Source organism: Maribacter aestuarii, assembly GCF_027474845.2.
Taxonomy (GTDB): Bacteria; Bacteroidota; Bacteroidia; order Flavobacteriales; family Flavobacteriaceae; genus Maribacter; species Maribacter aestuarii.
Map to the genome: position 1 here is coordinate 1,470,386 of NZ_CP107031.2, position 14,072 is coordinate 1,484,457.

Here is a 14,072-nt window from a genome sequence, read left to right on the forward strand (position 1 = left end):
TCGTAGATTTGAAGAAAGTTGAAATATGGCTACCTGGTTAGTACTGCACAAGAAACATTCTGGATACGGAGATGTTTTGGGAGAAACTTATGAATATCCATTGGGCATCGCAAATTCTAAGCAAATTAAAGTGGGGGACCATATTGTTTTTTGTCTAACGAAGTATCCAATCAAAGACGATAAAAGGATACTTGGTTATGGACGAATTAAAAACTTGGAACCAAGAAAACCACTAGCAGACGACTCTTATAAGAGACAAAGAATAGCTGCTCACTTAGAAAATTACAGGAAATTTACCCCTGCTTTATCTTTTAATGACATAGGAGGCGACCCCCGTTCGAATGGCACTAATTCAATTAACAGAATACAATTTGACTTTCAACTTTACTCAAGTACTAGGATTGAAACACCAATTGATGACGACTATACAAACAAACAGTATTATGCTCGTACTGTTAGAAAAGGTCAACCTAAACTGCGAGAATTACTGTTAAAAGAATATGACTATCGCTGTACAATTAGTGGACATGGTCCAACCAATGTCCTTGAGGCATGTCATATAATCCCACATAATGTTTCAGGTAACAATCAGCTTGACAATGCTTTGTTGTTAAGGTCAGATTTACATTGTTTATTCGACGATAGCCTTTTGAAAATAAACCCAAATACATATACTATTGAAATTGATCAATCAATTATTAAAACTCCATATGGCAAATTACATGGTAAATCATTAAGGAAAAGGTTGGATGGATCTTACCCTAAAGTAAAATTTCTTAAATCCAGATATAAGAATTAAATCAAAGAAAAATAATCAATAGACATACTACGAGCAGAAATGTTATTGAAAGTACAGTATACAAGTAAAGCTTTTCCCTATTCTTAAATATCTGCTCCAGCTTGTCCCTATCGGTCTGGCCCCTCAAAACTTCGGCCTTAATGGATTTCTCCGCCTTGAGCAATCTTTCGTCCCTATCCTTTACTATGGTGTTCAAATCCTTTTCCAATAAGGTAATCCTTTCTTCAAGTCCAGTGCGTTCCTTTATCTGGCCCCTATGCTGCTCTACTATTTTCTGTAGAAATGAACCGAATGCCGTTGGTGTGGCAAATCCCTTGTCCGCACATTTTTCCAATAGGGTAACATCCTCCATATGCCCAATAGCCGTTGCAAATGCCATACTACACTCCAACGAGGCCTGGCAAAGCTTTACATCGTTGAATATTTCCAATCCGCTGCCTCCGCCCCGCATGACCACTAGAAGATCGGATTCCTGTTTGGAGAGCTGTTTGATTTTTTTCTCCAGATCCGTGGTGTTGGATAGGTTGACCAGGTGCTCGTTAATTACGTAGAAGTCCGAATCGATAAGTTGGTTCCTGTAATCCTCCCCAACAATCGAATTGTTGCCCGTTATAATGTTTATTAAGGGCTTTTGGCCATTGGAAATCCTGTCCAATAGAAGTTGGTCCAAAAATGGGATGGGGCGTTTAAACCGCTCCTGAACGACACTGAACTCATCCTTGGAAATGAATTGGAACTCGTCCTTTTTGTCCTTCAGTTTTGTTACCCTGAAAAGCAATCTTATCGTGCCGTCGTTTATACTGTTAATTGTCTTGATCAGGTGGCCTTCGAATACGTAATATTGTTTGGGCTTAAGGTATTCCCTTATTTTCTCTGGAACTACTAAAGTAAACTTGCTAAGCTTGTTCTCATCATGGAGGGTATCATAGTATACGTTCCCGTACTTCTTATTCTGACCAGGTGAATAGAACCCTTCCAAGCCTATGATTTTCTCATCGAATGGGGTCGTAAGGGTATTGCGGCAGATTTCAGTAAGTGAATCAACTGTGAAGGGGGGCTCCTGCATCTAGTTTTTTTCAAAAATATGATAATATTTACTTATGAATTTCAAATTAACCACGATAGCGCTTTTTATATTAATTATCATATTCAAAAACTAACAACACCCAATTCTTACCCTTAGTTCAAAAACTAAATGATTAATTATTCATGCTCAAAACATTTGATATTATAAAAATCAGCCTTTATTGTTTATTTCAAAGCTATGATTGATAATTGACTATCTTGTAAATGTATCCTACAGCCACTACTTCACATGATTAGCTTTTTTCGTAAAATCCGCAAAAAACTCACATACAATAACAAACCTTCAAAATATCTACACCATGATTTTGGTAATATTGACACTATTTCAATTAAAGGGGGCTTTAAGCGGTATAACGTTTTATTTTTTCTTTTGATTACACAATCCTATGTAGATGGAAAGCAGAACAATACGATGCAGGTTGAAAAATTACCAATTGAGGTTGACATAACACTACAAATTAATAGAATATATAATATCAACTCGGTCGATGAGACCTATAAAGTTGATGGTTGTTTTTTTTACAAATGGCGCTCCGAACAAGCAAAGTTGAGAATAGTTGATTCCCTTTCAACCCATGTTATATTTGAAAACGAAAGAGCGAAAGAGTTTTTAAAAAGTGTGTCATGGATTCCTGCCTTTGACCTTATAAACGTGCAGGGTAATCGTGATATCCCAAACATTCAAATTAAAATCGATTCAACAGGAGAAATCGTATATAAAGAAAGTTTTTCAGATACGTTTTCAACAAATATGGATTTTAATAAGTTCCCTTTCGATTCTAAAATATTCAAAGTTGAAATCGAATCATTTGGACTTGAAAGTCGTCAATTAGTATTTGTTAATCCAAAATTATTTCTCGACAAACACGTTCTCGATGAGGATTGGATAGTGGTTCGAGAAAATGCAGTAGTAAAATTGAATAACTATCCTTTTTCGGGTCAAGAAAAATACTCACGTGTAGCTTTTGTGGTTGAAGCGAATAGGAATCCAAAAAATTATATATCTCTAGTGCTTTTTCCATTACTTATCTTAATATTATCTTCTTTCTCTATTTTTTGGTTGAAGGATTTTAAGACACAAATAATTATTGGTTTAATATCATTGTTGTCTTCTTTAGTCCTCAATATTTTTTCAGCTTCTTTTATCCCAAAACTACCCTACCGAACTTTTATAGAATATATAATGAGTATAAGCCATTTATTCATTTTCGCTGTAGTATTTACTGTCATTATCACCAAAAGGAAAAAGGAGTTAGAAGGACCTTCATCTCTAATTAGGCATCTTAGGTATTTCTTTCCTTTGGCTTATTTAGCGTCTATTTTATTGCTTTTTAAATGGAAATTTTAGTCTCTTCCTGTAACGTTTTTGTAATTAAGGAATATTAAATTCCGTTTGATGGGGGTCCAAAGCATTTATAACTTCTAAAAAAGATTCCTAAGTATCCAATTCCTAAGTATCCATATGAAGGTCATACTAAGATATTTTTCATATTCCCGTCCTAAGATAAATACGAAGAACGGTCTAGTACATAAGAAAAAATCAACATTATGGAAAAAGAATCCGAAAATGAATGGGTTGAATCTAGGTTTCAATGCAGATGAAGATGTCGGCCAAAAGGTATTTTACTGCCATATGTTATTAATCACAAGAAGAATAAACGATGTTCCCGACCCTATAGAAAGTATTAGAAATGTAATAACAGGAAAAAGAAAGTATCAGTCTCAAATTGATTAAAAAATCACCTCCGAATTGGAAGCGCAATTGGTAATTGAAATATAACAGATAACCTAATATTTCATATCCCAAGCAGTAGCTGTAGAAATGACCTTTTCTACTAGCCTTTTTAAATAGAATTTTCTACCCTCTAACTTTTCAAATGTCACTTCATCTTTGTTACCATAATACCTTACCTTAACAGAATAAAAAACACCGTCCCCTTCCAATTTATTGAAAGAAGAATAGTTGTCCGTTATTGTGTATTGATAATCATCTTCCCAGATGAGAGTGCCTATAAAACCTTTTGTCCCATATACCGTTGCGCGTTTAATATCTTTCTTGTGAACAAAAAAGTCCCCACCGTCCAATCCTTGCCCTTCATTTAGCTGACCCACTTTTATGTGTTTCATTTTCGCATATTCTTCTGTATCGAATTCTACCTTCGTAGTATTATACCATGGAGCAGAAAAGATTATTTCAGTTGTGACTCCATCTAAACTTACATTCTCTATTCTTCCAGCTCCTGCAAACGTAAAAAGGGAATTGTGTGGAACTTTATAGATAATTTTGAATCTCTTAAATCCGTAGTTCTTAGCTTCCTTTCCCTTTATTTCAATAGGATTATCATAACCGTAAGTAAATGCGCTTAATGGGTCCGATGCAATTTCTAGCAAAATTCTTTTTTGCTGTTGGTCTGTGAATTTTAGATTTTCTAATCTTGTCTTTTCATTTTCTGCGTTTGCAAGTGCTAATTTACCGTAGTCTATAGTAGATATATTTTTATTAATATTTACATTACCGCTCATTTTCACATTTTCATTGATATTTGCGTTTATGTTTTGATTTACCGTGTAATACCCAGAATACTGTGCAATAGCGGTTGAAAAGGTAATAAATAGAACTATGGCCATTCTTATTTTCATACTTATTGTTTAATAATATTGATACGTTTTTAACGTATTTTCCTACAGTTTATTTCATTAACCAACCACTACTGACATTGCAATTGTAAATGTCCTTTACCTCACCATCCCTTTGTTCTATGATATAGGCGAATCTAATTTTACCATCGGCTCCGTAAAACTCGTAGGTACTATGGCCCATTACACACATACCACATTCGCCGTACTTAAGGATTGTGCTATCAAAGCCTTTGGACCTGGCAAAATCGAACTGTCCTTTTAAAAAGGCCAGAAACCTATATTTATCTTTCTCTTCGAAGTATTGGTCCTCGTCCAATAACGGTTCTATTATTTTTGTATCCAGCTTGGTGCATGCATCTATAAAGCTATTAATGATTAACCTGGCCTCTGAACCTTTTGAAGCTTGTTCCTTTACCTTTAATTTTATCAGTTCCATTTATATTATATATTGGTTTATAACTACCGCAATATTGGAGGTTTTAAGCTGCGATTCAAACAAAGCATTGAATATTAGATCAGGTGAGCCTTAATCCCGATAAAAGGATATTTTATGTGTTAAACAGGATTTTATGTCATTCGTTAAAAGTTATATCATTGCCCACTTCACTTTCTAAGGCTATCCCAAAAAGTACCTTTACAGGACGAAATTTGAGGTAGGAATCAATATTGCACATACAACCGTATTATAAAAAGCATAAATTTTGAATTTAGGCTTACCGTTCCCCTATGAAAGAAAATTGGAACAGACCCCTTCCAATTTTTCATTTTTTGGCGGCATTAGTCACTTCTTATTAAAAGTAGATTTTGACCCAAACCAATAGTTGTAAACACACTTTTTACCATTTTGAAGGTGAAGAAATGATGTTTATTTCAGTTAATTATATGTTAAAAAATGCTAAACTAACTACTTTAGTAGGCTAATCTAACTACATCAGCACTTAACCATCTGTAAATCATTTATTTATATTTTTATACCTTAATTTAGTTAATTTATAAAATACTGTAATACAGATAGTTATAATAATAATTCGAATATTTTTTGTATCTTTGTACAAGCAACAGCTAGTAAATCGGCCTTGCAAAAAAACGTCTAACCTGTATCTCTAGAGTCTCTCTTTAAGAGGGCTCCAACCTAGCGCTAAACACGCCAAGGTGGACCAATGATACGCCTAAAAAGGAAAATAAAATGTTTAACTATTTTGAATGTATTACCAATTCCAGTAAAGTCCTAGGATCCCTTCAATTGGACCAATTCCACTCTAAATTTAAAAATACTGAACAGCTCATTGATTGTGTGCAATCTCATGATGCGATTATCTACCACAATTCAAGTAAGGTAAGGTTTTGCGAAATACATTTTTACTACAGGAAAATTAAGCGATGGGTCGCAACATTCAGTTATGTGGCCAGGCCCACTAATCTGGGGCCCTAAATCCAACAAATAACTTTATCGATTTTTTTTACAAGGAGCTTAAAAAAAATAGGACAAGCTTCAATGGGATACCTATGTCCAAAAACAAGCGAATTATTAATTACAAATATTATCAAAATGAAGAATTCAAAATTTTATCACTATACCCATTACCAACATCTAGCAAGTATTCTAGATTCAGGATACATCAAATGGGCAAATACGAGCACATTCCACAATAAGGAGAAAGCAGTAGCCTGGATATCAACAAACCCGCATTGGGAGAATACCGCCACAAAGATGTTATGTAACAATCAAGGACAAAGAAAAATAATGTCATTCGAAGAACAATTAAGCTTTTGCGGATGTGCCAGGATACAAGTACGGGAGAAAGCACTTCTTGATTGGCCAGAACTTGTTAAAAGGACTAAAAAAACCCAAGGATGTTCAGGAACTTGAGGAGGTAAGTATTGAACGGTGGGCTGACCCATCCGAGTGGCACGGAAGCTTAAAACCTATTACCAGAAAAGATTGGCTGTCGGTAGAAATTTTTGAAAACGGGGTATGGAAAAAGGTGATCATCCTTGATGAAACCGCCAATTACTTAAGCAATATATAAATATTCACTCCAAATAATTAAAAAATTAAAATTATGAAATACGATATAAAAAATAGAACGATCAATGTATGGTTACCTAATAAGCTGTTCAACAAGTTAGAGGATAGTATAAACTCTAGGAAGGAACAAAACATACAACCAGTCCTTCAGTTGGCACAGGCGGCATATCTTTTGAACCTGGTAATCTACATCCCCTACACCAAGAAGGATAAGTACGAGGACGGATGGGTCCCGATATGCTCCGAAATCCATAAGGGTATAAGGAATTTCAGCAAGTACATGGAATTCCTTGTAAACGAAAATCTACTGGTACGAAATGGGAACAATTACAGTAACAAAAAAAATTACTGCTACAGTTATAGATTGCCAGACCCCTACCACAAACATAAAATTAAGGTCATATCATTGGAAGGCCATAAGCTATTCATCGAAGGAAGGTTGGCCGAAATGAACAGGAGAATGGAAGTCTCAGATAATACAACTGGGCATCTCACCAAATGGCTGGACCCAGAACGTTTTGAAATTGACAAGGCAGCTGCTATGGCCATGGTCGCCAAAAAATACCCTCACGCTAGAGATATCAATAAGTCCAACCATCGGATCATATGCATAGAAAGCATAGCGAATGGAGGATGGGGATATAGCCGCGAAGGGGATGACGATAGACTCCATAGCGCCCTAACCAGCTTCCCCAAGGACCTTAAACCCTTTATAACATACGAAGGGCGAACCCTCACATCAATAGATATAAGGAATTCCCAACCATATATGTTCTCATCACTACTAAGGAACCTAGAACCCAATAGTGATAACCATATAAGAACCCTACTAAATAAACTACTACTTATACCTAATATGTTCTGCGGTTTCGACGGTCCAAGTAATAATGGGGATTTAGAGAGGTTCATAGCGCAGGTAGAAAACGGAACTATCTATGACCAATACTATCATGTTCTGTTCAAGGCTGGACTGGTATTCCAGAATTGCTGCGGCACCTTCTCCTACGAGGAACAGACCGAAGCTGGGACCAGAACGAAGAAATTCAATAACCAAAGGGACCTGGGCAAGGATATAATGATGAAGACCCTTTTTAGTTCTTTAAATAACAGACATGGAATTATAAAAGCCTTTGATGAAGAGTTCCCGACCGTTTACAAAATCATGCAGAAAATCAAAGGGATTAAACCTAGAAAAAAGAACTTCTTTCCCGTACTACTACAGAACATTGAAGCCGATTGTATTTTGGACCATTGTACTAAGCTTATGTCATCGGAACATCCAGATATGCCATTGTTCACCATACATGATAGCATAGTTACCACGGAAGAGAACCTTGGAATACTAAAAGAGAGCTTCGAAAAACATCTGAAGAATTATTTCGGCAATATTCCAGAGCTAAAGCCAGATTCATGGTCTTAGTGAAATATGTAGATAAGTAGATTTTAAAGAACTAAAAAGAAGCAATAATCAAAAGTGCAAATTCCCAGCACTAAAATTGGGAAAGAAATATAAATTAAATATTATGAGTAAAATTATAGAATTAGACGAAAAAGGATTTATAATAGATTTAGATTCCTTTATTGAAAATGTTGAAATCGAAATCGACACACCAATTTATGAATTGATTGCTGATGCCGAGGGAGAAAAGATTGATGGGGCAGATTGCACATTGTACTACAATGATAAAATTGCTGCTGGAATTAGATTCACTCCGTGTGGATGCGCAAAACTATCTATTTATGAGGGTTTTGAAAGATACAAACCAGCCTTTTGGGAAGTACTGGATTATATAGAGCTCTTTTATGTCGTAGAAGAAATACTTGAAGAAATTGATGAATATAACCTGTCTTTAGAATTATCTTAAACCTAAATACCCAAATCATACTAACCCCATCGTTTTAACGGTGGGGTTTTCTTTTTAACCTAAAACCGACTATAACCTACAAGTTTCAATAAGTTTTGTGCATACCAACAAGGATAATGGTATTCTTTCGGTCCGTGCAAATGGAAATGTTGCGGAGGTGGATTCTGGGGTATATTCCGTAAACGGTCGGGAGGTAATTAAAAAGTCCAGTATAGGTTACCAGAACCAAAATAGGATTCATAAGCTTATGACTGGCCTAATGGAAAAGTACGGCATATTCCAATACGAGACCAAATCCTACAAGTTCATAGGAATTGCCCGTTGGGAAAGTGAAGGTGTCAAGGAAAGGAACAATAGCGTAGTTGAAACGTCCGTCCGTTGGGGATACGGTTTTAAGATCTATTTAAAGCGATCTAACGGCCGATCTGTCTTTTACAATACATCGTGGTATCCCAAAAGGGAATCGTCCATCTCATAAAGCCTAAGGTAGTTCTGGTCCACTATTAAGATTATATTGACCAGTGCTTTTATTTCAAGAATTACGAATGAGCTGTTCTTTTTGGTGAAAAGATACGTTTAATGCCACACTAGCTGAGTTTATAAGAAAATTCAAGGCCCATAAAAGAAATATTTTTGACTTATTGGTTTTGAGGATTGGTTTAGGGAGCGATTTTTCCCGTTTTAAGAAACAAAAAAAGGAAAGGTTCAAAGATTTTCTTTTCACGTTAGGATTATATTTATCCATTGCCTCGGCAACAGCTTTTACATATTTGTTATCCATAATGCTTTGATCTGACAGGTACTTCGTCTGGATTCACCCCTTATTGGCTCATATCATTTACAATATCTTTTTCTTGTACCTTGGTTAGCTTATTATTACAGGACTATTATGAAATGCCTTTTGATTATGCCTATCATAACGGTAAATTCTACTTTAGTCTTTGGTTGTTGGTGATGACCATAGCATGGTTGATTGAAGTGGTGATTGGAGAACACTAAAGTTTCATTTAATTAATCAAAATATATAAGAACATTCATACTAATTCGTTCTATTATTCTAATCTGAATATTTTAGAATGAAAGTTCGAGTACCACATATTTTTGTCGACCACAAGGTAAACCCATCATCTGAAATCTTAATTCTTGGAACATTCAATCCTAAAACCGAGGCAAACGATGCCGATTTTTTCTATTCAAGAAAGAATGTTAGAAGACCGAATAGTCTATGGAAATTATTACCAAAAGCTTTTGGTTTTGATGATATGATGCAGCAGTCAAGGGAGTCGAAAATAAGTTGGATGTTAAAACAAAAAATAGACTTTACCGACTTAATTTCGGAAGTAGAAGTAGAAGAAGATGAAGAGGCTAATTATTTTGACGATTATATCGACAAAAATATCACTAAATGGAATGACGTAATTGGTCTATTGGATAATCTGCCGAATATTAAAGCAGTTTTTTTAACTAGAAAAACAGTGAACAGTTCCATTAGTAACATGAGGGAAAAAATATTCGAAATACAGGATTATTGTGAAAAAAACAATATTCGATTCGAACTATTAAAAACTCCTGCAAGGGGGTACTCAGAAAAAAAACAATTAGAATGGGACAATAAAATAAATTTAAAACAACTTTAATGTCAGAAGAATTTCAAATTTTACATGAAAAATCATGGTATTATATAAACGAGAAATTCGGTAGCGGTTCTGGTGTATATAAACTATTTTGTAAAGACTCAACAGGTAGAAGAATTCCTGCTCCTTGGGTCATGAAAATTGATAAATCGGGAATATTGTATATCGGAAAGGTATCCAATTTCCATGATAGGATAATCGATTTAAAAAAATCTCTTCATCCTGATAATAATTCTTCTTCACATTTTTGTGGTGTACGGTATAAATCATCTTCTGAATTACAAAAGAAGATCCCGTATAAAAATCTGTATATTGAACTTTCAGTAAGTGATGACTTCTCCAAATTAGAAAAAGAAGAACTAAATAAATACTTGGTCGAGTTTCATGAACTTCCTCCTCTAAACAGAAATCTCTAGTAATATACATTCTGAATTTCAAACCTTTATATTTAATTGTTTTATTTCTGACTTGTATTCAGTTACAGGCACAGAATATTTATAGGACTCCGTCTGGGAAAAAGTATCATTTAACTTCCTGTCGAATGGTCGAGAATGTTTCCCAACAACTACAGACTGACGATATTACCAAAACTGGATTAACCCCATGTAAAATATGTAAGCCCCCTTCCATAAGTAATTTAAATAAGAGTAACAGTTTTAGTAATAAGGCAGTTGGTGAAAGTGCTTCGATAAGGTGTAATGGAATTACTAAAAAAGGTGCAAGATGTAAGCATAGGACAAGCCTGGCTAACGGTTTTTGCTATCAACATACAAGTCAGAACAAAACCCAAAAACAAACTCCATCTACCTTTAAAAAAAATAGTTCCGTAACATCAAATTGCGGAGCAAGAACTAAAGCAGGGGGTTATTGTAAAAGGAAAGTGTCGAGAGGTGGAGGGTGCTATCAGCATGAATAGTTTCAATAAAAACATAGAAATAATGACAAAGAGTATTTTACTATTAGGATTCTTGCTAGGCGCTGTAAGCTTTTCCTTGAAGGGACAAAATTATCAGAGTAAAGGTACTATTGTATCTACCACAAATCTAATTAATAGATGTGGAAATTGCAGTCATGAATATTACATTAGAGCTAAATTGAATATAGAGGAAGGAAATAAGATGGATGCAATGAGTGATTTAAATAACGCAATTAAAATTCATAACGAATATTTTGACAAAGAGTCCTTTAGACTAACAGAATATTATAATGAAAGAGCAAATTTAAAACTTGATTTAGGGGATTATCGAGGCGCAATATTAGATTTTGATAATGCAATTGGAGTAGGTACAGGTTATTCTGAGTTATGGACAGAAATATTTTTCGGAAGAGCTTTCTGTAGGACTAAACTAGGTGATTATGAGGGAGCGATAATAGATTATGAAAAAGTTCTTATACATAACCCTAATGAAGAAGTAACTCATTATAATCTTGGTCTTATTAAATTGGATATAGATAAAAAAGATGAAGGATGCTTACATCTTAGTAAGGCAGGTGAACTAGGTTTTAGTGATGCCTACAAAGCGATTGCAAAATCCTGTAATTAGGAAGCCTTAATATTATGGGTAACATTAAAACTCCTTGCGATTTTACCAGTGGGTTCTAATGTTTTCTTATTTACCAGATTCAGTAAAAGACAAAATTGTGTTAATCAAAAAAAGACATCGACACTACTAGCATACTTATCCAATGTCTCACCTGTTTTGAAGTACCCCCTTGGTAATTATCTTATCGGTGTTAGGTCAAGTTCCCCTTCTACAAAAAAGCGTAGAGAGCGTAAAAACTGAACGTTTTATTTGTATAATATGATGCGTGAGAAAAGTGCCATTTTGCCAAAGGTCGTTCCACTGTTCCTCTTCTGATAACATCATATATTTATATAGTTCTATGAGTTAAAAGTAAAGATTTATATTTGGATATGTCAATAGATACCCTTCTGTTAACTACTACAATAGCAACAGCTTTTATATAATTTCTGTTTTATCGGAAACGGTGGTTAATAAGTCCGCAATCAACTTTTATAGACAAAAGAATTTTTATATCTGTAACGGTTACAATAGTGATTTTGATTTTATGTTACTTATCCGATAATTTTTTATAACCGATATCCTCCGTTTTTATAAGATTATTCCACCAAGACTATAATACAATGTCCTCCGAAACTCTAAGGCTTTCCTACCATTGAAATTGCATGGATTAATATAACTTGTACATTCCCCCAGCATTTGCAATATTCAACCAAAACCAAACTGAGATGACAAACTCCTTAGCATTGCCTTTACTGGTTAGCCTTTTCTTTACAGTAAACTCATTTTCCCAAGAAACATTCAAGAAACGATATCGTATTAAACAAAATATAAGTGCTAGAAGTATGGGAAATTCTCCTGTCAAGGATGATACCAATTTGATAACTTTAAAAAAAGTAGTTAAAGGTGGAGTTATCTTACAAGCAGATAGTATAATACCTTATAAACAAATCGTAACGCATTTTGAAAATGTCGAAAATTTGAGTGAAGAAATCAAGCAAGAAAAACAGAAGGAAATAGATAAAATTGATAAACAGCTTGAAGCGGTAAAAAACGGATTTGTTAATTCTATTGAACTTATTGATTTAAATGGAAAGAAAATTACAATAACCCAAAAACAAGCAAGTAAAGAAGGAATAGAAGAATATATAGGGTATAATGTAAGACGATTTCCCGACTTCTATCAAATTGGTCAGAAATACAAGTACAATGGAAACGTACTTTTTGAGAAAGATAAACTTTACGTCAATCTTTGGAATTTTGTTTATAAAGTTAAAAGCGGTATACCAAATAGCTCAAAATTTAAAGATGATTCTAAAACCCTTTATTATACTTTGAAAGATGGGCAAACAGTAAAGCTCAATTTTTGGGAAATAAACGCAACTGCATTAACAGTACCATTTAAGTATAGACCAAAAAGTAATTCCAGTGAGGATATAAAAGGAGTATTTTCCACCTCTTTCAATGCAGGGCTATTCGGTGGAATTTCCCACGGTAGAACAAAGTTTCATTACAGGAAAAAAGTAGGAAACCAAAGTTTTACAGAAAAAATTTCATTAGGAATGTTTCTGGGAGCAGCTTCGGAAACCTTAACTGAAAAGAATACAAATGATGGAAGTGGACTGACAGATAGTGAGTCTCAAACAATAGGTTTGGCATCAATTGGCACTGGTTTGGTTTTTAGTCGTAATAAATTATCGTTAGGGCTTTTCATGGGTTGGGATTTAGGTATTGGTTCTTTATCAGATTCATGGGATTACAATGGTAGATTATGGCTTGGGGTTGGTTTAGGATATGATATATTTAAACTATAGTAAATGAACAAAGCGGATAGTATATTGAACAGCTTTAAGCGTAGAAAGGAATTTGATGATAAACACAATGAGCTTTCATCTGAAAACATAGCGAAGGAAAACCTTTTCCATCAGACTGTCCAAACTGAATTGATAAGCGGAATCAGTAAATATTTAAAAGCCATTCTAACAATCCTTGTAGTAGCACTCGTATTGAACGTATTAGCTGTGGGGATTTATGTTTGGGTAGTGTTTATAGATTGAAAATTATGGAAACGGTGAATACATTTTGGTCTGGATTTACCTATTATTGGCTGAACGCTGTAATAATCGAGTTTTCTAAAGGTTACACCAATTTGAATTTATTCGCCAGAAAAGATAGAATGAAATTGTATGTATCAATGTTTTGCTTTTTAATGGTACAGCATTTTTTATTAAATACATAATGGATTATATTTAGATTATGGATTTTAAAGCTCTTAATGATTTTCTACATGAAACTAAACATATCCCAAAGGTTATTAATGAAGGGTATGCTGAAAAACGTAGTTATTGTTAGTTATCGACTTAATCATTAAATAGGGGCTTTTGCAATGGAATTTTATAAAAACCCCCTCTTTACCGACAACTGAAACCTCCGTCCCCATGCGACGCCCAGTTAGGTATAAACACCCCTTACCCCCGCCCAAATTGCAGGATAAGT

17 protein-coding genes and 1 riboswitch are annotated in these 14,072 nt (G+C 34.5%); of the genes, 14 read left to right on the forward strand and 3 right to left on the reverse strand.

All coding sequences use genetic code 11. From position 1 onward, the window contains the following. Nucleotides 1-25: 25 nt before the first annotated feature. Nucleotides 26-799, forward strand: coding sequence for an HNH endonuclease (locus N8A89_RS06675; RefSeq protein WP_281541556.1), 774 nt, complete (start codon nt 26-28; stop codon nt 797-799). A 1-nt stretch (nt 800) separates the two neighbouring features. On the opposite strand, the gene N8A89_RS06680 is transcribed toward N8A89_RS06675, so the two are convergent. Then, nucleotides 801-1,865: an exodeoxyribonuclease VII large subunit gene (locus tag N8A89_RS06680; RefSeq protein WP_289645154.1), complete on the reverse strand. Its 1,065-nt coding sequence runs from the start codon at nt 1,863-1,865 to the stop codon at nt 801-803. Between the two features lie 249 nt (nt 1,866-2,114). Between N8A89_RS06680 and N8A89_RS06685 the strand changes: the two genes are divergently transcribed. Together N8A89_RS06685 and N8A89_RS06690 are read left to right on the forward strand one after the other, a co-directional pair. After that, a complete protein-coding gene (locus N8A89_RS06685) occupies nt 2,115-3,233 on the forward strand; it encodes a ligand-gated ion channel (RefSeq protein ID WP_281541558.1) in 1,119 nt (372 codons plus the stop codon). A gap of 114 nt (nt 3,234-3,347) precedes the next feature. Continuing rightward, nucleotides 3,348-3,620 carry an HIT family protein gene (locus tag N8A89_RS06690; protein WP_281541559.1) on the forward strand — a complete coding sequence of 91 codons (273 nt, stop codon included), beginning with the start codon at nt 3,348-3,350 and terminating at the stop codon, nt 3,618-3,620. Between the two features lie 53 nt (nt 3,621-3,673). On the opposite strand, the gene N8A89_RS06695 is transcribed toward N8A89_RS06690, so the two are convergent. Together N8A89_RS06695 and N8A89_RS06700 are read right to left on the reverse strand one after the other, a co-directional pair. Continuing rightward, the gene (locus tag N8A89_RS06695; RefSeq protein ID WP_281541560.1) at nt 3,674-4,525 is read right to left on the reverse strand and encodes a hypothetical protein; all 852 of its coding nucleotides are present in this window, start codon (nt 4,523-4,525) and stop codon (nt 3,674-3,676) included. A gap of 49 nt (nt 4,526-4,574) precedes the next feature. Continuing rightward, the gene (locus N8A89_RS06700; RefSeq protein ID WP_281541561.1) at nt 4,575-4,961 is read right to left on the reverse strand and encodes a hypothetical protein; all 387 of its coding nucleotides are present in this window, start codon (nt 4,959-4,961) and stop codon (nt 4,575-4,577) included. A gap of 656 nt (nt 4,962-5,617) precedes the next feature. Then, a riboswitch (SAM-I-IV-variant riboswitch) is annotated at nt 5,618-5,719 on the forward strand. A 584-nt stretch (nt 5,720-6,303) separates the two neighbouring features. Between N8A89_RS06700 and N8A89_RS06705 the strand changes: the two genes are divergently transcribed. The 11 genes from N8A89_RS06705 (at nt 6,304) to N8A89_RS06750 (ending at nt 13,633) form a co-directional block, all read left to right on the forward strand. Continuing rightward, nucleotides 6,304-6,555: a hypothetical protein gene (locus tag N8A89_RS06705; protein ID WP_281541562.1), complete on the forward strand. Its 252-nt coding sequence runs from the start codon at nt 6,304-6,306 to the stop codon at nt 6,553-6,555. A gap of 33 nt (nt 6,556-6,588) precedes the next feature. Next, complete coding sequence (locus tag N8A89_RS06710; protein WP_289645155.1) at nt 6,589-7,974, forward strand: hypothetical protein; 1,386 nt, start codon at nt 6,589-6,591, stop codon at nt 7,972-7,974. Between the two features lie 103 nt (nt 7,975-8,077). Continuing rightward, the gene (locus N8A89_RS06715; RefSeq protein ID WP_281541565.1) at nt 8,078-8,419 is read left to right on the forward strand and encodes a hypothetical protein; all 342 of its coding nucleotides are present in this window, start codon (nt 8,078-8,080) and stop codon (nt 8,417-8,419) included. Nucleotides 8,420-8,516: 97 nt separating this feature from the next. Then, nucleotides 8,517-8,897 carry a hypothetical protein gene (locus N8A89_RS06720; protein WP_281541566.1) on the forward strand — a complete coding sequence of 127 codons (381 nt, stop codon included), beginning with the start codon at nt 8,517-8,519 and terminating at the stop codon, nt 8,895-8,897. A 383-nt stretch (nt 8,898-9,280) separates the two neighbouring features. Beyond that, nucleotides 9,281-9,418, forward strand: coding sequence for a hypothetical protein (locus N8A89_RS06725; protein WP_281541567.1), 138 nt, complete (start codon nt 9,281-9,283; stop codon nt 9,416-9,418). A 77-nt stretch (nt 9,419-9,495) separates the two neighbouring features. Next, nucleotides 9,496-10,056, forward strand: coding sequence for a uracil-DNA glycosylase family protein (locus N8A89_RS06730; protein ID WP_281541568.1), 561 nt, complete (start codon nt 9,496-9,498; stop codon nt 10,054-10,056). Then, nucleotides 10,056-10,469 (forward strand): hypothetical protein, encoded by a 414-nt coding sequence (locus tag N8A89_RS06735; RefSeq protein WP_281541569.1) that lies wholly within the window; start codon nt 10,056-10,058, stop codon nt 10,467-10,469. The genes N8A89_RS06730 and N8A89_RS06735 overlap by 1 nt, the downstream gene beginning before the upstream one ends. Before the next feature lie 125 nt (nt 10,470-10,594). Continuing rightward, nucleotides 10,595-10,969, forward strand: coding sequence for a DUF5763 domain-containing protein (locus N8A89_RS17775; protein ID WP_430682101.1), 375 nt, complete (start codon nt 10,595-10,597; stop codon nt 10,967-10,969). A gap of 22 nt (nt 10,970-10,991) precedes the next feature. Further along, the gene (locus N8A89_RS06740) at nt 10,992-11,597 is read left to right on the forward strand and encodes a tetratricopeptide repeat protein (protein ID WP_281541570.1); all 606 of its coding nucleotides are present in this window, start codon (nt 10,992-10,994) and stop codon (nt 11,595-11,597) included. Between the two features lie 707 nt (nt 11,598-12,304). Continuing rightward, nucleotides 12,305-13,390 carry a hypothetical protein gene (locus tag N8A89_RS06745; protein WP_281541571.1) on the forward strand — a complete coding sequence of 362 codons (1,086 nt, stop codon included), beginning with the start codon at nt 12,305-12,307 and terminating at the stop codon, nt 13,388-13,390. Between the two features lie 3 nt (nt 13,391-13,393). After that, entirely contained in the window at nt 13,394-13,633 is a 240-nt protein-coding gene (locus N8A89_RS06750; protein ID WP_281541572.1) for a hypothetical protein, read from the forward strand. The last annotated feature ends 439 nt before the right edge of the window (nt 13,634-14,072 follow it).